At 37.9% G+C, this 22758-nt stretch carries 18 protein-coding genes and 1 pseudogene; 11 read left to right on the forward strand and 8 right to left on the reverse strand.

Translation table 11 applies throughout. The features are described 5' to 3' along the window. Positions 1 to 36 precede the first annotated feature (36 nt). The 3 genes from AXA65_RS18705 to AXA65_RS18715 all read right to left on the reverse strand — a co-directional run bounded on the left by AXA65_RS18705 (position 37) and on the right by AXA65_RS18715 (position 5866). Positions 37 to 1122: a DUF4407 domain-containing protein gene (locus tag AXA65_RS18705; protein WP_063971565.1), complete on the reverse strand. Its 1086-nt coding sequence runs from the start codon at positions 1120 to 1122 to the stop codon at positions 37 to 39. Positions 1123 to 1287: 165 nt separating this feature from the next. Then, positions 1288 to 4989 carry an ABC transporter permease/M1 family aminopeptidase gene (locus tag AXA65_RS18710; protein WP_063971566.1) on the reverse strand — a complete coding sequence of 1234 codons (3702 nt, stop codon included), beginning with the start codon at positions 4987 to 4989 and terminating at the stop codon, positions 1288 to 1290. Further along, a complete protein-coding gene (locus AXA65_RS18715; protein WP_063971567.1) occupies positions 4982 to 5866 on the reverse strand; it encodes an ABC transporter ATP-binding protein in 885 nt (294 codons plus the stop codon). The genes AXA65_RS18710 and AXA65_RS18715 overlap by 8 nt, the downstream gene beginning before the upstream one ends. Positions 5867 to 6072: 206 nt before the next feature. Here AXA65_RS18715 and AXA65_RS18720 point away from each other — a divergent pair, with 206 nt between their 5' ends. Further along, a complete protein-coding gene (locus AXA65_RS18720) occupies positions 6073 to 6507 on the forward strand; it encodes a hypothetical protein (protein WP_063971568.1) in 435 nt (144 codons plus the stop codon). 3 nt (positions 6508 to 6510) lie between these two features. On the opposite strand, the gene AXA65_RS18725 is transcribed toward AXA65_RS18720, so the two are convergent. Both AXA65_RS18725 and AXA65_RS18730 read right to left on the reverse strand, forming a co-directional pair. Continuing rightward, on the reverse strand, positions 6511 to 7449 hold the full coding sequence (locus tag AXA65_RS18725; RefSeq protein ID WP_063971569.1) for a YihY/virulence factor BrkB family protein: 939 nt from the start codon (positions 7447 to 7449) through the stop codon (positions 6511 to 6513). A gap of 39 nt (positions 7450 to 7488) precedes the next feature. Beyond that, complete coding sequence (locus AXA65_RS18730; protein ID WP_063971570.1) at positions 7489 to 8007, reverse strand: gamma carbonic anhydrase family protein; 519 nt, start codon at positions 8005 to 8007, stop codon at positions 7489 to 7491. A 369-nt stretch (positions 8008 to 8376) separates the two neighbouring features. Between AXA65_RS18730 and AXA65_RS18735 the strand changes: the two genes are divergently transcribed. The 8 genes and pseudogenes from AXA65_RS18735 to AXA65_RS18765 all read left to right on the forward strand — a co-directional run bounded on the left by AXA65_RS18735 (position 8377) and on the right by AXA65_RS18765 (position 15003). Next, positions 8377 to 9255 carry a NifU family protein gene (locus AXA65_RS18735; protein WP_063971571.1) on the forward strand — a complete coding sequence of 293 codons (879 nt, stop codon included), beginning with the start codon at positions 8377 to 8379 and terminating at the stop codon, positions 9253 to 9255. A gap of 68 nt (positions 9256 to 9323) precedes the next feature. Then, entirely contained in the window at positions 9324 to 10382 is a 1059-nt protein-coding gene (gene hemH, locus AXA65_RS18740) for a ferrochelatase (RefSeq protein ID WP_063971572.1), read from the forward strand. Positions 10383 to 10394: 12 nt separating this feature from the next. Then, a complete protein-coding gene (locus AXA65_RS18745; RefSeq protein WP_063971573.1) occupies positions 10395 to 10775 on the forward strand; it encodes a VOC family protein in 381 nt (126 codons plus the stop codon). A 155-nt stretch (positions 10776 to 10930) separates the two neighbouring features. After that, a complete protein-coding gene (locus AXA65_RS18750; RefSeq protein WP_063971574.1) occupies positions 10931 to 11926 on the forward strand; it encodes a HEPN domain-containing protein in 996 nt (331 codons plus the stop codon). A gap of 94 nt (positions 11927 to 12020) precedes the next feature. Further along, the gene (locus AXA65_RS20010; protein ID WP_165596632.1) at positions 12021 to 12170 is read left to right on the forward strand and encodes a hypothetical protein; all 150 of its coding nucleotides are present in this window, start codon (positions 12021 to 12023) and stop codon (positions 12168 to 12170) included. 97 nt (positions 12171 to 12267) lie between these two features. Continuing rightward, complete coding sequence (locus AXA65_RS18755; protein WP_218281617.1) at positions 12268 to 13080, forward strand: AraC family transcriptional regulator; 813 nt, start codon at positions 12268 to 12270, stop codon at positions 13078 to 13080. Between the two features lie 9 nt (positions 13081 to 13089). Continuing rightward, positions 13090 to 13407 carry a helix-turn-helix domain-containing protein gene (locus tag AXA65_RS20335; protein WP_218281616.1) on the forward strand — a complete coding sequence of 106 codons (318 nt, stop codon included), beginning with the start codon at positions 13090 to 13092 and terminating at the stop codon, positions 13405 to 13407. Between the two features lie 177 nt (positions 13408 to 13584). Beyond that, positions 13585 to 15003 (forward strand): annotated as a pseudogene (locus AXA65_RS18765) (serine hydrolase domain-containing protein). A 69-nt stretch (positions 15004 to 15072) separates the two neighbouring features. Here the strand turns inward: AXA65_RS18765 and AXA65_RS18770 are convergent. Next, positions 15073 to 17805 (reverse strand): M16 family metallopeptidase, encoded by a 2733-nt coding sequence (locus AXA65_RS18770; protein WP_063971577.1) that lies wholly within the window; start codon positions 17803 to 17805, stop codon positions 15073 to 15075. A 103-nt stretch (positions 17806 to 17908) separates the two neighbouring features. On the opposite strand from AXA65_RS18770, the gene ruvC reads away from it, so the two are divergent. Both ruvC and AXA65_RS18780 read left to right on the forward strand, forming a co-directional pair. Further along, entirely contained in the window at positions 17909 to 18463 is a 555-nt protein-coding gene (ruvC, locus tag AXA65_RS18775) for a crossover junction endodeoxyribonuclease RuvC (RefSeq protein ID WP_063971578.1), read from the forward strand. A gap of 154 nt (positions 18464 to 18617) precedes the next feature. Beyond that, entirely contained in the window at positions 18618 to 20744 is a 2127-nt protein-coding gene (locus AXA65_RS18780; RefSeq protein ID WP_063971579.1) for a helix-turn-helix domain-containing protein, read from the forward strand. Between the two features lie 160 nt (positions 20745 to 20904). Here AXA65_RS18780 and serS read toward each other — a convergent pair whose 3' ends face one another. Both serS and AXA65_RS18790 read right to left on the reverse strand, forming a co-directional pair. Further along, positions 20905 to 22173: a serine--tRNA ligase gene (gene serS, locus AXA65_RS18785; protein ID WP_063971580.1), complete on the reverse strand. Its 1269-nt coding sequence runs from the start codon at positions 22171 to 22173 to the stop codon at positions 20905 to 20907. 73 nt (positions 22174 to 22246) lie between these two features. Further along, positions 22247 to 22744, reverse strand: a complete 498-nt coding sequence (locus AXA65_RS18790; RefSeq protein ID WP_063971581.1) for a hypothetical protein — start codon at positions 22742 to 22744, stop codon at positions 22247 to 22249. Positions 22745 to 22758 lie beyond the last annotated feature (14 nt).

Raw genomic sequence — 22758 nt, forward strand, 5'->3', positions numbered from 1 at the left:
CTTCCGACCATGACTACCAATTTGGAAGCTTTTCTTTTATAGGTCATTGCCGTTTTTCTTTCTTTTCCGGATGTCCAGATCATCCTTGAAATCATCGATCCTGTAATCCGTCAGTACATTCCCTTTGGTGATTTTTTCCTTTGAATATAACCTGAAATCATTCTCCGTTTTTTCCAAAAGATGATCATAAGGTCCAACATGAGAAATCAATTTTATCAAAACCGGTGATATTTCCAAACAAATGAATAATCCCATAATGAAACTCGCTGCCAGCGCAATGATTGCAGAATTTTTCCCCAACTCATCCAAGGCTTGCAAACGCGCCGCAAATCCATTGAACTTGTCTTCCACAGTTTCTGTAGATTTTCTTTCGGTTTCCAAATTGGTGTAAACTTTCGAAACTTCTTTGTCCAAATATTCCAATCGCGATTGCTGTTGTTTTTGGTAATTTTCGAGGTCAAGGCGTTTTTGTTCTTTGAGTTCAGCTTTTCGTTTTGCGTTCGTTCCGTAGCCGACTTTTCCACTTGTCAAACCAGATTCTTTGCCAAGAATTTCTTTTTCTAATTCTACAGACGCAGAATCATAAGCCATTTGGTAATTTTTGATTTGAGTTTGAATTTGTTTCTTCTCTGTATCAAAAGGTCCCGATTGTTGCAAAATCCTTCCAGTCATTTCTGCCTGAAGTTGTTTTTTATTTCTTTGAATAATCGTGTTCAGTTGTTTGTTGACTTCCTTTTCAAAGATTTTCAACTCTAAAGGTTTTGAAATAATGATTCCGAGAAACGTCGCCAAAATCAACCTTGGAATTGTCATCAGAACTTGATTCCACCACGTTCCGGTTTTCTTGATTGAGGAAACAATATATCTGTCCAAATTGAAAATCATCAATCCCCAAAGAAGTCCAAATCCTACGGCTGTCCAAACATTATCAAAAACGGTAAACATTGCATAACCCGCGGAAAGTGTTGCAAAAACTGCCGTGAACAAAACGATTCCGCCAATTCCGGCAAATTTGTTCCATTCGCTTGGCGATTTTTTCAAAAGGTGAATATTGGCGCCCGAACACAGCATCAAGAAGTGCTGGAACCAATTCATTTTATTAGTGCTAGCTGTATTTTTCATATTAATGATTATCACAATATGTAACTCAAAACGTTAAATTGTTACAAATAGTATTAGGTAAAACCAAATAGCTAATTATGTACCAAATTGTATTTCGAATATTAAACAACAAAGTCTGCCCTTTAGAAAAGCAGACGCTATTAATTATAATTATTTGAAGCGAAATTAATCTCCCGTATTCACAGTAACTTTCACACCTGCACCTCCAGATTTTTCATCCGCATCCAGATTTACTTTTTCCGGTTTTGATTTGAAATCGTGAACATTATTATCCATATTTCTGTCAATCAGTTTTGCGTAAGGGTCAATTCCCGCTTGCAAAGGTTCTTCATTGACTACGAAAGCAAAGGTTTTTTCAGGCTTATCCATCTTCACTTTTTGGAAAATCAATTCTTTACCTTCAGGGAATTTCTTAGATTTTTGTCCAAAAACGCCGATATCAACATAATCATTGACCGGAATTTTCTTCGATTTCCCTTTGCCATCAACGCGGTATTTGGCGCTTCCAACTGTGAGTTTGACTTCAAATTGCTTTCCAACTTTTTTGTACGATAAATCCTTCAAATAGTTTTCGTTCAGTGTAATCGTTTCAAAGAGATCTTTGATGAGGTATTGCAAACTGTCAGGCGTTTCCTTTTTGAGAAGATTCACAAACTCCACCGAATTGGTATAAGGCGGTTCCTGAAATTTGGTTTGCTCTAGATATTTCTTCAAAATCGAATTCAGTTTTGCTTCTCCCAAATAGTCTTTGAGCGCGTACATCACGACGCTTCCTTTGTTGTAATGGATGTAACTTTGATTTTCAATTAACATCAAAGGCATCTCATTTTTCGTTTCTCTTGTTCGACCTTGCAAATATTTATCGAGCTCATAACTCAGGAATTTTTTCATCGCAGGCGCGCCGTATTCGTGTTCCATTACCATCAAAGCGGAATATTGGGAAAATGTTTCCGACAACATCGCGCTGCCCTGAACATTGGCACCAACCACCTGATGTCCCCACCATTGATGCGCAACTTCGTGAGCCGTCACATAGAAAGGAACGTCTATTTTTTGTGGTTTATCGGGTTCAATCTTCGTTAGGAAACCAATATCTTCGGAATATGGAATCGTGTTCGGGAACGATTGTGCAAAGGAAGCATATCTTGGAAACTCGATAATTCGAACTTGTTTGTGCTGATACGGTGCAAAGTTCTTGGTGTAATAATTTAAACTGTTTTGAATGGAAGAAATCATTCTGTCCAAATTGTATTCGTGACCTTTTTGGTAATAAACCTCGATATTCACGTTATTCCATTTTGATTTTTTCACTTGATAATCGCCAGAAAGAAACGCATAGAAATTAAGAATCGGCGAATCCATTTTGTAGGTGAAATACCTTCTGTCATTGGCTTTCCATTCTTTTTGTAAATAACCTGGCGCAATTGCGATTTGGTCATTATCAGTCGAAATCTGAGTCTGGAAACGAATCCAATCGGAATCATTTGAAATGAAATTGTTCATTCTTGCTTTCGTGTCATTCACTTTTGCCAATCTTGGTTTTGGTTTCAGACCATATTTTTTTCGGGCTGAGTTTTCCGAAAGTTCCGCATCTGCACTGTAACCTAATCCTGGCAAATTATTAGAATTGAAAAACGAGCCATTTCCAACCACATCCGTTTCGGTTTCAGAATTGGCAAAACCTTTCGGCTCGAATGCATATTGAAAATTAAGTGCTACAGAATCTCCGGGTTGAAGTGGCTGATTCAGTTTTACAAGTTTCAAACCTACTTTTTCATCATTGAAAATATCTTTCCCAGGACTTGCCAATTGCATCTTTTTGTAAGTGTAATGTCCGTCCAGATTATTCGGATATTTGAGGATGATGCTGTCAATTGGTTTTTGATGTTTGTTTTTGATGTAATAAATACCTTCAACACTCCAGCCCGATTTCTCAGGGAAAATATCAATTTTCAAATCCGAGGAAACGATTCTTGGCTGATCGATTTTTTCCAGATATTTATATTTTTTCTCATAATCCACACGCATTTTTTCCATCTCAACTTCTGTGTAGGATTTGTTCAGAATATGGGTGTTGTAATAAATGTATCCTCCAAGTCCAACAGTTGCGAACAAGAATAGAAACAATAAAGCTTTATGTTTTGATTTGAATGATGTTTTCGATAACAGATATTTTTTGGACAACCCTTTTTCTTTGCCTCTTGGGAAAACTAAAAGTGCAATGAACAATAAGAACAGCATCATCAGAATCCAATACGATTTCACAATAAAATAGCTGTAAAGCACTTGCCCAAAACCATTCAAAGCTGAATAAGGAAGTGTTGGTCCGTTGGAATTAAAACTGTACAAAATGCCATTCATTTCCAAATAATCGTACAAGATCGGAAGGAAAACGACAGGGAAAATCGCTAAGAAAAACCCAAAATATTTGTTATTGACAATCAACTGAATAAACAAACTGAACCCTATCAAAACCAGATAATAAGGCAGATGGTAAAGGTTAAATTTCAAATACGTCAAAGGTTCAATGTCATAAAATCCTTTGTAAAACTGAATGCCGATGCAAATCAAATTAGAGAAAATCTGCATAATGATGACCATCCAAACCATTCCCAAAAACTTGGAAAACAACAGGTTGAAATTGGAAACCGTACTCACGCCAATCAGTTCATCAATCTTATTTTCACGCTCTCTCCAAACGATATTTCCTGCGAAAAAGACAATCAACAAAAGCAGGAAAAAAGACAATCCTTCTTCTGCCAATTCCGCCATCAAAAATGTGACAGGAATGGATTCTGCGTCGTACATCGATTTCATATAATTGGAAATCACAATCAGCAAAACGCCAAAAATGAAAGCAATAATTCCGAAAAATGGAGTATAAACGATTCTCTTGACCTCGAAAAAGGAAAGGTAGAAAAGCTCTTTCAGTTTCGCAATCCATCCAAAATCTTTTTGAACATTCAGGATTTCCTGCAATGATTTTTCAGAATTAGTGTAAGTTTCTACCAATGCATTTTTCTTCTTTTTAAACAAAGAAAAAGGCTGTAAAAATTGGTTAAAATCAAATTTAAAATAAGTGATTCCAACACACAAAACTGCAATTCCTAACCAAACCAAACGGTTCCAAAGCAAAATTCCAGAAAGCGGAACTGTATTTTCATTTTGTTCGTAAGGCGTCCAATATTCGGTAGTTTGTCTCAATGCGAAATTCCCAAAAGGGTCCAGAAGTGAGGCCAAATCTTTGTTTTCGATGTCGGAAAGAATGCTGTCGCTCAAAATCGATAACAAAAGCAAAATCACACAGAAAAGATAGGAAGCCAAAGTGCTTCTGGTAATCGTTGTCAATGCGAAAAATATCGAACCGATGATCAACGTATTAGCTACAGTGAAAATCAAAAATGGCCAAAGAAAATTGATGATATTGATGGGACCAAGTTGCGAAGTTCCAAGTCCGTAAAGCGTTCCGAAGAAATACCCGATTAAAATTCCTGAAAAGACATAAATCGATATCAGAAAATTAGCTAAAAATCTGCCGAAAAAATAGCCGGATTTGGTAATTGGCGTCGTGTACAACAAGCCGTGGAAATTATAGGCATAATCTTTCTGAATCGCAGTTGCCATAATGCTGATCATCATAATTCCGTTGATGAGCACCATAATATTGCCACTCATCCCGACAATCAATCTTGCGATTGCCAAAGAGGAATTTTTAGTTAAAATCGAATCTGAGGTCGAAGTGTCAAATGCGCCTGTAGTTCCAAGTCCTACTAGAACGCCAAGCGTGAGGAAAACCAAAAAATAGATCTGCGTACTCCATTTTTTGAAACCGTTTCTGAGTTCAAAAGAGAATAATTCTTTAAACATTGGTTGCAATTTTTTTGGTGATACTTGAGAAATACACGTCTTCCAAATTGGATTCTACAGGAATAAAATTGGCGTCTGGCTGAGTCTCCGAAAAAACCCGAATCTCCACTTTTCCTTCAGAAATATGTGTGGAAATCACTTGGAATTGTTCTTTCGCAACCTCAACTTCGGATTTCTCGATTAGTTTTTTCCAGATTTTACCTCGGAAATCTTCTATCACACCTTTCGGAGTTCCATCTAAAATAATGTGTCCCGAAGTCAAAACGACCACGCGATTGCATAGATTTTTCACATCATCTACAATGTGCGTGGAAAGAATGACAATCGTATTTTCCCCGATTTCACTCAGGAGATTATGGAAGCGATTTCTTTCCATCGGGTCTAGGCCAGCGGTTGGTTCATCCACAATAATGAGTTTTGGATTTCCAAGAAGAGCTTGTGCAATCCCGAAACGCTGTCTCATTCCGCCAGAATATTCGCTGACGTTTCTTTTTCTAGCTTCGAAGAGATTGGTCTGATGAAGCAAGCCTTCAACGATTTCCTTACGTTCAGATTTATTTGAATTTCCTTTCAGAATCGCAATATGATTGAGAAGTTCTACGGCATTTACCTTCGGATAAAACCCAAAATCTTGTGGAAGATAGCCTAGAACTTTACGCAGTTCTTCTTTTTGGGTCAATGCATTGAGGTCGCCGAGAAAAATCTCGCCACTGTCCGGCGCTTGCAAACCTGCGATGGTTCTCATTAGTGAAGATTTCCCTGCACCATTAGGTCCGAGTAATCCGAACATTCCTTTCCCAATCGTGAGATTGACGTTATCCAAAGCTTTCAAACCATTGGCGTAGGTTTTACTAATGTTTTTAATCGACAGTTCCATAGTTATTGTTTTAAAGTATTATAATTTTATTAGACGATTGCTAATATTATTTGTTACAATACCTTATAAAATTTATCGAATATGAATGAAATCAGTAAAGAATCCTTTGACCACCGACATCAATTATCTCAGAAAAGGTTTCAAAAATTAAATTGGAGGAAACGTTTGCAGGTATTATATTTGATAGCTCAATTCAAAATTCATTTATGAAAAATTTAATTTTGTTAAGTCTGGTTTCTGTGTTTACATTTGCTTGTAAACCTTCTTACACAGCGGATAATCTCCCAAAACCATTACCCGAACGACCAAAAGATGTCGTACCTAGCAATGGATTGACAGCCGAGGAATCCAAAGAAATGGAAACTTTGAAAACGGAAATCCAAACCTTGGCAAGCAGTGAAAAATGTACGAATTCCGCCGATTGGAAAACAGTTGGTTTGGGCGTAAAAGCGTGTGGTGGACCAGTTGAACATATTGCCTATTCAGTTAAACTTGATGAGAAAAGTTTCTTAGAAAAGGTGGAGTTGTACAATCAAAAATCTGTGGAGTACAACAAAAAATACAGCCTAATGTCAGACTGTATGTTGGTAATGCAACCGGAAAATATCGTTTGTGAAAATGACAAACCCGTTTTCAAATAATATTTAAATCTCCTGAGGAGCAATTTTCTTTTTTTGTTCCTCAGCATCTCTATACAATTTTGCTTTGCTCCAAGTCGCGTGTTTGGATGGAACAATGTTGTGTCCTTTTCGCTTTGCATAAACTTTGGTAAATTCTGCCCCGAAGAAAATCAATTGACAAGAATAATTGATCCACATCATCAACAAGATCACTGTTCCTGCAGCGCCGAAAACTGAAGTTGGTTTTGACATATCAAAGTAAAAACTCATTGCCATTTTCCCAAGATTGAAGAGCAAAGCCGTCACAATTGCGCCAATCCAAACAGATTTCCATTTGATCTCAACATCAGGCAAGACCTTGAACATCATCGCAAAAAGAACTGTAACGACAGCCAATCCTAAAACGAAATTCGTAACTTGAATGATAAAGTAAGTGTCCACTCCAAAATATTTGGTTATTAATCCATTAGCCAAACCAATGAGAGATGACAAAACCATACTGATTAACAGCAAAAACGCAATCATCAAAATCATTCCGAGTGAGTTGGCTCTATCGAGGATGAATTTTTGCCACGCCTTTTTCGGTCTTGCTTCTACATCCCAAAGATTGTTCAGCGTGCTTTGCATTTGGAAAAACAAACTGGTTGCACCAAAAACCAAAGTCGCCACACCCAAAGCTTTCATCCAGAAATTCTCTTTGTCCACCATCGCACTAGCGATGATGTCTTGGATACTTTTTGCGCCGTCATAACCCATTATTCCTTGTAGTTGTCGGCGGATTTCTCCATTCACAGCTTCTTCACCAAAAAAATGACCAGTTGTCCAGATGATGATGATCAGCAAACCCGGAAGCGCAAATATTGCATTGTAAGCCATACTTGCACTGTCTTTGGATGCGGACGAGGACGTCCACTCATTGAAAGTTTCCTTTAGAACTTCCCAAAAAGATTTAAGCTTTGTCATAGTTTACATTTCTTTGGAAAATTCAATCTTTGTACCAATCTACTCATGTTTGTACCAGCTGGAGTATTTAACATAATTATTTGCAATCCTGTCAATCTCGCCTTCAATCAGACTTTGCGAAATATCTTTCACTTTTTTCGCCGGAACGCCAGCCCAGATCTCGCCTTCTTTGATGATCGTATTGGCAGTCACCACAGCACCAGCTGCAACAATAGAATTGCTTTCCACCACGCAATCATCCATTACGATTGCGCCCATTCCGATCAGTACATTATCTTTGATCGTGCAACCGTGAACAATCGCATTGTGGCCAATCGAAACATTATTGCCTATCGTCGTGGGGCTTTTTTTGTAAGTGCAATGGATCATCGCGTTGTCTTGGACATTCACTTTATTTCCCATTTTGATGTAATGCACATCGCCTCTCAAAACCGCGTTATACCAAATACTACAGTCATCTCCCATCGTTACATCGCCGATAATTACCGCAGTTTCTGCGACAAATGCATTCTCTCCAAACTGTGGTTTCTTTCCTAAAAGTTCTCTTATAATTGCCATCTTCTCAATTGTTAATGATTAATTGTTAATTGTAATAATTTGGGCGCCTTGATCCGTCCTCCACTCTCAATCTTTTTTGCAGACACTTTCCGTTCAAATAGAAAATTAAGTCCATGCAAAAAAGGATTTCCGTTCAAACCTAACGAAGTGGTTCATCGATTCAAATAAAAATTAAAAAAGATGAGATAATTCGGGGCGCTTATTGGTCATCATTTCACGTTTTCTCATCCGAAACAGCCAAAATCAAACCAATAGAAAAAATCGAATATCCGCAAACCTGCTCATAATCAAAACTTAACACAACATTGGGATTCATCGGCTTTTTTGTTCCACCAAATTACGATATTTTTGTAGTTCAATATACTTAAAATGAGACAAATCATTATAGAACCAACAGAGAATCCAAAAGTATTGAAGTTCGTAACAGACTACAATCTGATTCCAGGTTCATTGGAGCTTGATAGAGAATCTGATATTTCAGAGATTCCGTTGGCCCAAGAACTTTTCAATTATCCTTTCGTCAACAGAATTTTCATCACAGCCAATTTCATTGCGGTGGCGAAAGAAGATACTGTTGAGTGGGAACACGTTTCCGAAAGTCTTAAAAATATCATCGAGGACGAATTGTTAGCCAACCCAAGGATCTATCTTCAGAAGAAAAAAGAACTTTACCAGATCTATTCTGAGATGACCCCAAATCCTGCGGTGATGAAATTCATTTCCAGCAAAATTTTGATGGATGGTTTCATCGAGGTCAAATCCAGAGAAGAAGCGGACGAAGTGCCTTTGGCAAAAGAATTATACGAAGCTTTTGATTTTGTGAAAGAAGTTTACGTGAGTGATAATTTCGTTGCCGTGACCAGAGACGGTCAGTTTGAATGGCACGAGATCATGAACCAAGTTCGTTCTTTTATCGCAGAATTTTTGCAGGCCGGAAAAACCATTTCCAATGCAGAACCTCACAACCACGAGAATCCAATGTTGAAGATCATCAACAGAGAATATACCAGTGACGAGCAAAAGATCAGCGACATCCTGAACGAATATGTGGCACCAGCCGTAGAAAACGACGGTGGAAAAATCTCATTGATCGAATATGACCAGGAAAACAAAACTGCGAGAATGTTGCTTCAAGGCGCTTGCAGTGGATGTCCATCATCAACAGCAACCTTAAAAAGCGGAATCCAAAATATCCTGAAACAATTCGTTCCGGAATTGGTGGAGAATGTGGAAGCTGTGAATGGATAATATTTAGTTGATAGTTTCTCATTGTCAGTTGACCGACTTCCAGAAACGCCTATAAAATAATTTCAAAATTGGAAACCAACAACCAACAACCAACAACTAACAACCGCAAGGGAATTCTTCTCGTCAACCTCGGATCTCCGAGATCGACGGACGTAAAAGATGTAAAAGAATATCTGGACGAGTTCCTGATGGACGAAAAGGTCATCGATTACCGCTGGATCTTCCGCGCACTTTTGGTTCAGGGAATCATCCTGAAAACCCGACCTAAGAAATCTGCCGAAGCTTATAAAACCGTTTGGACCGACGAAGGTTCGCCTTTGATCGTGATTTCCAAACATCTTCAGAAGAGACTTCAGGAGATTGTGGATGTTCCGGTTGGTTTGGGAATGCGTTACGCTGAACCTTCAATTAAAACTGGAATCCAAGAGTTGGTGGACAAAGGCATTACCGAGATCTCTCTGTTCCCGCTCTATCCGCAATATGCGATGAGCACGACAGAAACCGTGATTGACAAAGCTGAGGAAGTGAGACTGAAATTCTTCCCAGATATCAAGATCAATTACGTGGAGCCATTCTACGACCGCGAGATCTACATCAATGCTTTAGCTGAAAGTATCAGGGAAAAACTACCTGCGGATTTTGATCTACTACAGTTTTCGTATCACGGTGTGCCGGAACGTCATATTTACAAAACCGATCCTACGAACACTTGCAACATGAATACTTGTTGCCAAAAGGAAGACAATCCTTCGCACAAATTCTGCTACAGACACCAATGTTATAAAGTAACCGAATTGGTGTGCAAAAAACTGGGATTGCCAAAAGAAAAAGTGATGGTCACCTTCCAGTCCAGACTGGGCAAAGACAAATGGATGGAACCTTACACAGACGCTACTTTGGAAGGTCTTGGCAAAAAAGGCATCAAAAAACTGGCAATCGTTTGTCCTGCTTTTGTTTCCGACTGTTTGGAAACTTTGGAAGAGATCTCTGTGGAAGGTAAGGAGATCTTCCTTCACGGCGGCGGTGAAAGATTTGATTATATTCCCTGTCTGAACGAGGAACAAAGCTGGGTGAATGTTGTGAAAACGCTTTGTGAAGAAAAGCTGAATGATTTTTACTTTCATTAATATTCAGATCAAATGATTTTCCGATACGCACGACATACGCAGAATCTTGAGAAACTGATCTACTTTTACACTTCCGTTTTGGAGTTTGAGGTGATAGGGAAGTTTGAAGACCATAATGGTTACGACGGCGTTTTCCTTGGGAAAGCTGGTGAGAATTGGCATTTGGAATTCACGCAGGATGGGAATTTGCCGGAGTCAAAATTTGATGATGACGACATCCTGGTTTTCTATCCGGAAACCTTGGAAGAGTTCCAGAAGATCTTGGCCAATCTTGAACATTTTAAAGTTCCGACTGTGACACCTAAGAATCCTTATTGGAAAGAAAATGGAATCTGTTTTGAAGATTGTGATCATTACAAGATCATTATTTCTGACCTTAGAATTACTAAATAAATTACAAGACTTCAATTTTCATTGAAGTCTTTTTTTGTCATTGGTTTTTGACAAAGTGATTGTTGTAAATTATAATTATATTTACATAAAAACGAGATAAAAGTATACTATTAATCCTTAGTCAAAATTAATTTCCAATCAACATACATTAAAAAGTGAAAAAAAGAGACTTTATTCAAGAAATAAAATTAATTAAATCTAGAACAGAATTTAACTCAAGATATGATTTAACGTCAAGATTGTACGAAATTGATTATGCTCTTAATGAATTTACAAATTATAATGGAGATTACAATTCAGAAATTTTAAAATACATACCAATTTCAACAGTAGCTTGTTTCGAAGCATTTTTTAAATCGGTTATTAAAGAAGTAGTTGATTTTGGTGAACCATATAATAAAAACATAGCAAATTTCAATCAGTCAAAAAACATTAAACTAGATTTTGAAATTATTGGAGCAATACAAACAAAATCAGTAACTGTTGGGGAGTTAATTGGGCATTTATTACCTTTTAATAATTTTGAAGATATCAATTCAAATTTATCGGTGATTTTAGGGAGAGATTTTTTAGATGAGATGAAAAATTTCAAAAAAGAATCAGTCTATAAAACCGCCAAAATCTTGAACGATGACAAAAGAAATCGATTGCCTGAAATTATTCAAAGCGTAAAAGAAACTTATGAGTTGAGACATATTTTTTGCCACGAATTTGCTACAAATATTCATATAGATAAGGATAAAATCATTAAGAATTATCAAAATTGCAAAGATTTTTTGGAATTTACAAATACTATTATTTGGAAAATACTATACCCTGACTCTCCTGAAACACAAACCGATATGAATCACGAGGCAGATATGAATTTCAAAAAAAAGGATGATGAACTTCAAACTTTAATAGATTTCATTATCGATAATAAAGAAAATATTGATGAACAGTTTTCAATAGATTTTAAATTATTTAAATCAAGTATTGAAAAATGGAAAAAATATAGAGAGACTGTCGCTTTATATAAAGCTAATAATTTCAAAGGAGGAAGTATGTATCCTCTAATATATCTATCTGCATTAGAAAATACAACAACAGAGAAAATTGAAAGTCTAAAAAATGAATTTGAAATACTCTTAAGAAAAAATAATTATAATTAATCTTTATGCTTATATAAATTGCATTTCGCAAACTTCGTATAAATAGTTTTCAATTATTTACGATACTTAATGGATTCTTTCAGAATGACAAATATTGTGGAGCATTCTACCAAAAGGAAAATGGTATTTACACAGAAACCCCATAGCCCTGATTGCAGTGGAAATCCCACAGCTGGCGATGGGAAAAGCTTTGGCGCGAGGAATTGCAGCGGAAAGCAGGTTCCCGGCTCCTGAAAAATTATAAATCTGTTGAGGTGAATTCTATTCCTTGATTTTCCAGAGGCAAAATAATTATCTTTACGAAAAATAAGTGCGAACGAGAATGGGAAACAGGATTACAAATGGATAAAATGGATCTATTGGGAATTGTGACGGTGATCTCGCTGTTCGTTTCATTTTTTCTGGCATTTTTTCTACTGACGGTGAAGACTGAGCACAAAATCAGCAACCGGCTCTTTGCCTTTTTCCTCATCATTACCTCGGTTGATATTAGCGAACCTTTGATCAGTCAAATAACTGACGGTCCATCGAATCTTGGAATGTTGCGAACTCTGTTGGCTTTTTTACAGATCCCTGCTTTTTATCTGTATGTTTTGTCGGTTTGTTATTCCGATTTTCAGTGGAAGCCTAAATATCTGATCCATCTGCTTCCGTTTTTTATTGGAAATCTTGTTTTGGTACCTCGGTTTTATTCGGTGGATTTGGCTTCGAAGCTTGATTTCATCATCAACCGTCAAGACATGATTGAGCTACAGTTGACGCATTGGCTGTTTCATCTTCAGGTTTTGGTTTATTTTACGGCGGTTTTTCTGTTGTTGAAAAAAGTAAAAAAGCTTTATCTAGAAAATAATTCAGGCGGAGACCTTAATTCTTACAACTGGCTGTTTCAGTTTACAAGCGTTCTTACCGCGCTCTACCTGATTGTTATTTTAAAGAATATTTTTAAATTTTCTGATTACCCATACGTTTCTGATTGGATCAAAATTGGAATTCTGGTGATGCAGCTTTTTATCATTTGCTGGTACCTTTACAAAGCACTGAATAATCCCGGCCTTTTCAGAAATATTGATTCGAAGTTGACACTTGTTGCCGACTTGATTTTGCAAGAGAAAAAAATTGAACCGGAAATTCTGAACGAAGATCTTTTGAAGTAAAAAAAATATATGGTTGATGAAAAGCCATTTCTGGATCCTGCTTTGACGATTCAGGATATTTCGAAGGAAATGAATGTTCCGGTGCGAGAATTATCGGTTTTAATTAATCATCAATTAGGACAGCATTTTTATGATTTTGTGAATACTTACCGTATCGAAAATGCAATGGAAATCCTGAAAGATCCATCCAAAACAAAGGTTACAATTCTTGAAATCTTGTATGAAGTTGGTTTTAATTCAAAATCTTCTTTCAATACGGCCTTTAAAAAACATACGGGAAACACACCAACTGAATATCGCAAATCACTGCAATACAAATCGTTATAATTACTCGTACTTTCTGGTTTAAATATTCGAACCAATTCTTTTCACGAAATCTGGACGACTACTTTTACTCGGTCGCACAAGACTGATTGCTTCCACATCTTTGTATCGAAATATTGATCAACCTAAAATAACGATACAATGAAAACTATCTTTTACACCAGCTTTTTTCTATTATTAATGACAAGTTCCACGATCTTTGGACAGAAAAAAGATTACAGCTTTCTTACTGACAGTCTGAAAATTGAAGAGCAGTTAGAAAAATATAAACTCCCAGGTTTTAGTGTGGTTGTTTTTGAAAATTATAAGATTGTTTATTCTAAACAATTTGGGGTGAAATCTGCAAATTCACTTGAAAAAATCGATGAAAACACGGCATTTTATACAGCATCTATCTCAAAACCAATTACTGCCCTTCTTTGTTTTATTTTGGAAGAAAAAGGTTTGCTTGATCTGAACGCACCAATTGACAAATCTTTGAAAAGATGACATTTGCCAAAAAGTAAATTCACAGAAAACAAAGCTCCGACCTGGAGACAATTTTTGAATCATACTGCAGGAACGTCTCAAGACGGTTTTGAAGACCATTATGAAGGTGAAAAAATCCCAACATTAGAAGAAAGTTTAATGGGTAAAATCCCGAGATATGATAAAGAAATCGAATTCCTTTTCGAACCGGGAACCGATTGGCAATACAGCGGCGGCGGTTACACGATTATCCAAATGGCTCTGGAAGATACTTTCAACAAATCAATTGCAGAACTTGCAAAACAACACCTATTTTCTCCGCTTGGTTTAAAACACACCACCATGATTCAGCCCAATGAAAAAGGATTTCTGAGAAATGTTGCTATGGTTCACGATAAAGACGGAAAAGTGATCAAAACAGGTTTGCCAATTACTCCACAAGTTGGTCCGTCAGGATTATGGTCAACTCCAAAAGAATTAGCTAAGATTGCTATAGAAATTCAAAATGCTTTGCGCAACAAAAACAACAAAGTCGTTTCCCACAATGTAGCAAAAAAAATGACCGAAGTCTCGGCTTTCAAAAATGCGGTTGGCGGATGGAGTTACGGTTGGCAAAAATCTTTTGGTTATAACAACTATGACTGGTTTGCCTGCAACGGCTCAAACACCGGAGTTGGCGGAAGCGTGATGGGAACGATGAAAGACGGAAACGGATTTGCCTTTCTTGCCAATGGCGAAAAACCGAATCGCTTTCCCGTGATGGGACAAACACAAAGAAAGATTCTGTCACTGATGAATTGGAACGGAGATTCCCATAATGAAGAAACACTAGAGCTACCTTCAAACTTAAAAGAAAAACTCATCGGAACTTACGACGACTTTCTTTACGGACAAAAAATGGAAACCAAAATCGTAGAAAGAAATAACCGCCTTTATGTGGAATCTATGATTCTTCAACACTTTAAAGGGAAAAATGAACATGAATTGGTGTATTTAAAAAACGGATTATTTAGAATTACTGATTATCCAAATCTACTGAAATTTGAATTTACTGATGGAAAAGTAAGTTCTGTGACATTACTGAGAGACAATTTTACTGATACCAATCAAATGATCAATAATGCGAAGTAACAGTTAACTTTTTAAAATAAAAAAGCCGTCCCTAATCTCAGGACGGCTTTTTCTATTGGTGTAGAAAATTTATTTCTTGTTGAAATCTCCCGCGTAGATGGAAGTCACTTTGTCAAGCGAGATATATTTCTTCAAAACAGCATTTACTTCTGATAGTTTCAGGTTTTGGATCTTGGCATTCAGCTCGTCATAATTTTCCAATGGAACACCGAAGAGAAGTTTGGTGTTCTCCAGGTTGATCAGCGTATTTTCCATTCCAAGACTTGTAGTTCGGATGTTGGCGTAACTTTTCTTGTTGGAGTCCAATTCTTCCTGCGTGAATCCTGTTTTCAAAGCTTTGCTCACCTCATCTTTTACTGCAGATTCTACGGCGTCGCGTTTTGTTGGATTCAGGTAAGCGTAGTAGTTCCAAGAGGAAACGTCGTTTGTAATTGGAACGTTCAAATAAGAACCAACGCCGTAAGAGATGCCGTCTTTTTCACGAAGTCTCATTGGCAATCTTGCAGAAAGAAAACCGCCGCTTCCCAGGATCTCATTCGCCAAAACCAAAGCCGGATATTCTGGGCTGTCCTGTTTCATGGTGAAGCTTGAAGTTCCGAGTGCTACTGCATTTTCTTTGTCTGGTGTGATGATATTTTTATCGACTTTCTTAGTTTCGAACAAAGTAGGTTTTACTTCCTCGAACTTGGATTTCGCGGTGAATTTCCCAAAAGTTTTTTCTAATTCTGAACCTGCAGATTTTGCATCAAGACTTCCGATGATCGTTCCTGCTCCGTTGGAAGCACCAAGAACATTATTATAGAAATCAACAACTTGGGCGCGGGTTACTTTTTTGTTGTCAGCAATTTCTTCCTCCAAAGTTGAGGTATAGAAAATACTGGTTTTCGGATACGGCGAGGAAAGTCTTGCCAACTCATTGTAAGCGATGGCCTCAGGATCTTTTAATTGTCCGTCCAGGTAAGTATTGTTTTCCGCGATGGTTTTTGTCAATTCATTTTCCGGGAAAGTAGCATTGGAAAGCACATCCTGCATGATTGCCATTACTTTAGGGAAGTCATTTTTGTATGTTGCAAACTGGACAATCAGATTCTGACCTGAAGTATAGAAATTAAGTGATGACTTCATCTGATCCAATTGATCTTGGATCTGCTCCTTCGTTCTGGTCTTAGTTCCAGATTTTAATAGTGAAGCAGTCATACTTGCCACGGCAGATTTACCTTGAAGGTCTTTCTCGTTCCCGATTCTGAAACGGAAAGAACCTTGGACCTTGTCGCCTTTCAGTTCTTTGTTGATCAAGCCGTATTTCATGCCGTTGGAAAGTGTGCCTTCCGTCAGGTTTTTCTTAACGTTGGCAATGCTGGTTTCAAAAGGCGCCGGTTCTTTCTCTAATGCTTTTCCTTTGTAATCCTTGGTCAATGTAGCGATTTGCTCAGACCTGAATTCAGTTGGCAAAACACGTTCTTCATTGGAAGAAGGGCGGAAAACGCCAAGTGTTCTGTTGTTATTTTTGAAATATTTCGCAGCAACCCTTTTGATATCTTCCAATTTCAGATTCTCCACATTATCTCTATAAACGAAGGCTAACTTATAGCTTCCTGTTCCTACGATTTCCGTGAATCCAATCGCGTAGTTGATGGTATTATTTTTTTCTGTCGCAATATCTTTCAACAGTTTTGATTTGGCCCTGTTCAGGTCTTCTTCCGTATAATTGATGGTTGCAATCTTATCTAATTGAGCTTTGACCAATTTTGTCGCTTCGTCCAGATTTTTCTCTTTCGAAATATCAAAATTGTAATAGATCATCCCCGGATCTCTTGCCGGAATATAATAAGCCCAAACAGACGATGCGTTTCCGCCATCCACAAGACCTTTGTACAAATAGCCAGATGGATCAGCCGTCAAAATCTCATTCAGCGCGCTGAGTGCAGCATAATCTTTGTCTGCAAAAGCTGCGGCGTGATAACCAGCTGCAATAATCTGCTGATCGTTATTCCTTTTGATCTCGAAATATTTCTCACCATTCTGAGCGGGCTCTACCGTGTAAGTTACACCTAATTCCCTCGTTGGTTTTGGGAGAGCAGAGAAATAATCCGATACATATTTCAATGCATTTTTCTCATCAAATTTACCAGCAATCACCAAAGTTGCATTATCTGGCTGGTAATATTTCTCATAGAATTTACGAAGCGTTGGTGCTTTCACTCTTTCAATGTCTTCTTTGCTTCCGATGGTGGAATTCCCGTAGTTGTGCCAAGTATAGGCATTAGAGAAAACATTCTGGATCATGACTCTCGTGGGATTGTTTTCCCCGATCTCGAATTCGTTTCTCACCACAGAAAATTCTTTGTCCAGATCGGTTTGAAGGATTGTAGCGTTTATCATTCTGTCGGCTTCCATTTGAAGAGACCATTTCAGGTTCTCGTCGTTGGATGGGAAGATCTCGTAATAATTGGTTCTGTCGTAATAGGTTGTTCCGTTGGCCACACCACCCTTGTCAGACAATTGTTTTTTGATGTCGCCCAAGTTTTTGGTGCTTTTGAAAAGCATGTGCTCCAGCAAGTGCGCCATACCTTTTTCGCCGTAGCCTTCGTCTTTGGAACCTACGTTGTAGATGATGTTGACCACCATATTACTTTGTGATTGATCGGGAATCAAAAGGACATTCATCCCATTGGAAAGTTTGTATTCCTTGACACCTTCGATGTTTCCGACAAATGTTGGAGTTTCGGCTTTTTGAGAAAATACAGGCGTATTAAAGCCTGCATAGAACACGACTGCCGCAGTCAGTAGAAAATTCTTCATGTTTTGATAGTTATAATTTTTGGTTTCTAAATTTAATAACTTTTCATTAAAAATATAATTAAGCTGTCGATCTTTATGAAAATCTTAACGTATTTTTGTGCTTATGCAAGTTGAGAAAATAATTTTGGGTATCGATCCGGGAACATCCATCATGGGTTTCGGGATCATCTCTGTGAAAGGTGGGAAAATGGAGTTGATCGTGATGCACGAATTGGTGTTGAAGAAATATGAAAACCACGAGACCAAACTGAAAGTTATTTTCGATAAAACCTTAGCCTTGATCGATGAATATCATCCGGACGAAACAGCTTTGGAAGCACCATTCTTTGGGAAGAATGTTCAAAGTATGTTGAAACTCGGACGCGCTCAAGGTGTTGCCATTGCAGCAAGTCTTCACAGAAATATTCCCATCACCGAATATTCTCCAAAAAAAGTAAAAATGGCCATCACCGGAAACGGTAATGCCAGCAAAGAACAGGTTGCCGGAATGCTCCAAAACCTGTTGAAACTGAAAGAATTTCCTACGAAATATCTGGATGCTTCTGATGGTCTGGCCGTAGCCGTTTGTCATCATTTCAATTCTGGAACTATCACGACAGACAAATCTTATTCTGGCTGGGACAGCTTCTTGAAACAGAATCCGGATCGGGTGAAATAGTTGATAGTTGATAGTTGATAGTTGATAGTTGATAGTTGATAGTTGATAGTTGATAGTTGATAGTTGCAAAATTAATTTCTATTCTTGAATCTTTTGCCTTTTTCTTAATTCTTGTCTCTTGATTCTTGTCTCCTGATTCTTTACCTTTGAACCAATGAATAACTCTCTTTTTGAAATCGTAGAACACACCAACCGAAGCATTTTTCTCACAGGAAAAGCAGGTACCGGGAAGACTACATTTCTAAATGATTTTGTAAAAAAAACCAAGAAAAAACACATTGTAGTTGCCCCCACTGGGATTGCAGCCATCAATGCTGGTGGCGTCACAATCCATTCGATGTTCGGATTGCCACTCAGAACTTTTCTTCCAACGACAGAAAGAATCGACCAAAATCTTGGAAACAATATTCCGGATCTGATGGTCCATTTCAAATACCGAAAAGACAAACTGAAACTCCTTCGCGAAATCGAAATCATCATTATCGATGAAGCTTCGATGTTGCGTGCGGATGTGCTTGATATGATGGATTTTTCGTTGAGACACGTTCGTAGGAATCAGCAGAAGTTTGGTGGTGTTCAGATGTTGTTCATCGGCGACCTTTACCAGTTACCTCCAGTTGTGAGAGATGAACATATTCTCGGAATGTATTATCCATCGCCTTTTTTCTTTCACGCCAAAGCTTTGGAAGGCAGTAATTTCATCACGCTAGAACTTACCAAAGTTTACCGACAAACGGATGAACATTTTCTGGAAATCCTCAACGCCATCCGAGACGGAATCACCGAAGATATCGACTTCGAAACCTTGAACGAGAGATACCAACCAGACTTCGACCCAAATGATGAAGCTTACGTCTATCTCTGTTCACACAACAAAATGGCGGACGACATCAATCAGAAAAAAATAAAAGAACTTGGCGGAAGAGCGCATTCTTACACAGCCGATGTGAAAGGAGACTTCAAGGAAACACAATATCCGAATGATGAGGTTTTGGAATTGAAAATCGGCGCACAAATTATGTTTATCCGAAATGATACTTCGCCAGACAAAAAATACTTCAATGGTAAATTAGCTCAAATCTCTTATCTCGATGAAGACGAGATCTCCGTAATCCTCGACGGCAGCGAAGAAGAAATCACTTTGAAAGCAGAAACTTGGGAACAGAAAAAATATTCTCTGGATGATGAAAAGAACATCAAAGAAGAAGTTTTGGGAAGTTTCAAGCAGTTTCCGATCCGGTTGGCTTGGGCGGTTACGATTCATAAAAGCCAAGGTTTGACCTTTGATAGATTGATCATTGACGCAGGAAAAAGTTTTGCATCTGGTCAAGTTTATGTGGCACTTTCGCGTTGCAGAACTTTGGAAGGCATCATTCTTAAATCTAAGATCACGCCCGAAGTGATATTCAGTGACAAACGGGTGTCGAAGTTTCAGGACGAGACGCACGCCAATTCGAAAATCGATGAAATCCTTAATTCTGAAAAGTACGATTACAGCATTCAAAAAGTCATTAGAAGAATCGATTGTGTATGGTTTGTTTCCGCTTTGGAAAGCTGGATGGTGATGACCCGAAGCAGCAAATCCATTGACAAAGACCAATCGCAAAAGCTTTACATCACTTTAAAATCCGAAATAGAAAATCTGACGTCTATCTTCCAGAAATTTGAGAGAATCTTACTTCAGAAAACGCAAAAATTCCTGAAAGGTGAAGAAGAATGGCAAGAAGTTGAGGTCAAAGCAAAAGGTGCAGTCAATTTCTTTTTCTCTAATGTGAATGAGAAGATCTTTTCGCCGCTTAAAGATTTTTACTCTGAGACGAAAGGCGTCAAAGGTTTAAAAGCTTTTAATGAGGATTTTCGAGTTTGGCTGGATGATCTGGAGGAATATTTGAAAGATTTGAAAGACGTTCATCTTTTGGAAACACCTTTGTTTGATAAGGAAAAAGACGCTGTCATCTCAATGTCAATCAATAAAGTTCCGACGCACGTTTTGACTTACCAATTGTTCCAGGACGGAAAAACCATTTCTGAAATTGCTAGAGAACGAGGTTTGGTGAACTCAACTATTTTTGGACATTTATCTAAATATGCTGAGCAAAATTTGCTTGATAAAAGCGACTTATTGAGAATCTATCCAAAGGAAAAAGTAACTGCCTTCGAAAAGGTTTTCAAGCAAAGTCCAAAGGAGAATATCAATGATTGGAAAGCGGCTTTGCCCGCGGATTTTGATTTTGGTGAGATCCGATTGATCTGGAATTATTATTTGAATTTGAAGAAGTAGTTTTAACATAAAAGCCGGCAAATATTTTATACCGTAAATTTGTCATTCCGGAAGTATCTCAACAGTTTAGATTCCTTCGGAATGACAAAATGATGTTAGATTTATCAAAATAAAAAGCCACAAATCAACTTTGTGGCTTTCATATTTTTAAAGAATAGAATTAATTGATCAATTCAAACTTCGCATAGTCTGCGATTTTCTTTGGTAATTTGATTCCTTCTTCTGTTTGATTATTTTCCAGCAAAGCGGCCATAATTCTTGGTAAAGCCATTGCAGAACCGTTCAGCGTGTGAACCAATTGTGATTTCCCGTCTGATTTGTAACGGCATTTCAAACGGTTTGCCTGGAAAGTCTCGAAGTTGGAAACAGAACTTACTTCCAACCATTTTTCCTGCGCTGCACTCCAAACTTCGAAGTCATAAGTCATTGCTGCGGCAAAACCTGTGTCGCCTCCGCAAAGTCTCAAGATTCTGTAAGGCAATTCCAGATCTTCCAAAATGGATTTGATATGCTCTACCATCTCTTCCAAAACAGCATAAGAATTTTCAGGTTTTTCAAGTCTTACGATCTCCACTTTTTCGAATTGGTGAAGTCTGTTCAAACCTCTCACGTGAGCACCGTAACTTCCCGCTTCTCTTCTGTAGCATTGAGAAAAAGCCGTATTCTTGATTGGCAGATCTTTCTCATCCAACAAAACATCACGGTAAAGATTCGTCACCGGAACTTCCGCTGTTGGAATTAGGTATAGATCATCTGCATTAATGTAGTACATTTGTCCCTCTTTATCGGGCAATTGTCCAGTTCCGTAGCCAGAAGCTTCGTTCACCACGTGTGGCGGATTCACTTCCAGATAACCTGCATCAACGTTCTTATCCAAGAAATATTGAACCAACGCTCTCTGCAATCTTGCACCTTTGCCGAAATAAACAGGGAAACCTGCACCAGCGATCTTAACGCCCAATTCGAAGTCGATCAAATTGTATTTTTTCGCCAATTCCCAATGTGGAATTGCACCTTCGCCAAGACCTTCTACCGTTGTAGATTCGTAAACGATCTCATTATCATCAGCAGAAACACCCGCTATGACTTTTTCGTAAGGCACATTAGGGATTTGATAAAGAATGGTGATCAATGCTTTTTCCGCTTCACCGAGTTGAGATTGCAATTCTTTGCTCGATTCCTTGTACTGCGAAGTTTTGGATTTTGCGGCTTCAGCTTCGTCTTTCTTTCCTTCTTTCATCAAAATCCCAATCTCTTTCGAAATTTTGTTCATTTCGGAAAGTTGTGAGTCTAGCTCAAACTGTAGTTTTTTTCTTTCGTCGTCAGCGTTGATGGCTGCATCGACCAAATCTAATTCCTTGAAGCTTCTTTTCTTCAAGCCTTCCAAAACGCGCTCTTTGTTCTCGCGCAAAAAATTAACCTGTAACATAGTTTGGTTGTTGGTTGATAGTTATTGGTTGTCAGAAACTAATGCTCTGACTATAATTGCAAATTTAAGGATTTTATTTCACGATTGTGACAATGTTTGGCTGACCTGGGATTTTTGTAAATTTCAGTTCACCATTATACCAAAGTTTTGAGATCTGAAAAACTGATGGTGTGGACTTGTATTCAATTTTGATCAAGTCTTTATCACTGCTGGTTGCTGACTTTGCTAATTTAAGGGCAAATAAGGAGTAGTAAATCTGCTCATCATCATTGCTGAGAGAATCTATCTTCAATCTTATCGCACCAGCTGGATAATCGAGATAAGTAATTGTATCAGAATCTTTTAATAAACTATATCCAGTAATAGCAATCGAATCCTTCGCTCCCAAAAGATCGAGCAAACTAGCGGATGTGTAAGATCCTTTGATTTTAGGATTCAACAAGTCCGGACTGGTAGAATTTTTAATATAAAGTTTCAGAACCTGATCGATGGTTTGTGTTTCTTCCTGATCTCTTTGACAAGAAAACAACAGGATCGTAGCTGCTAAAAGTATGGATATCTTGAGTTTCATCTTTGCAAAGATAA

Origin of the sequence: Chryseobacterium sp. FP211-J200, from assembly GCF_001643375.1 — a bacterium.
Lineage (GTDB): Bacteria > Bacteroidota > Bacteroidia > Flavobacteriales > Weeksellaceae > Epilithonimonas > Epilithonimonas ginsengisoli.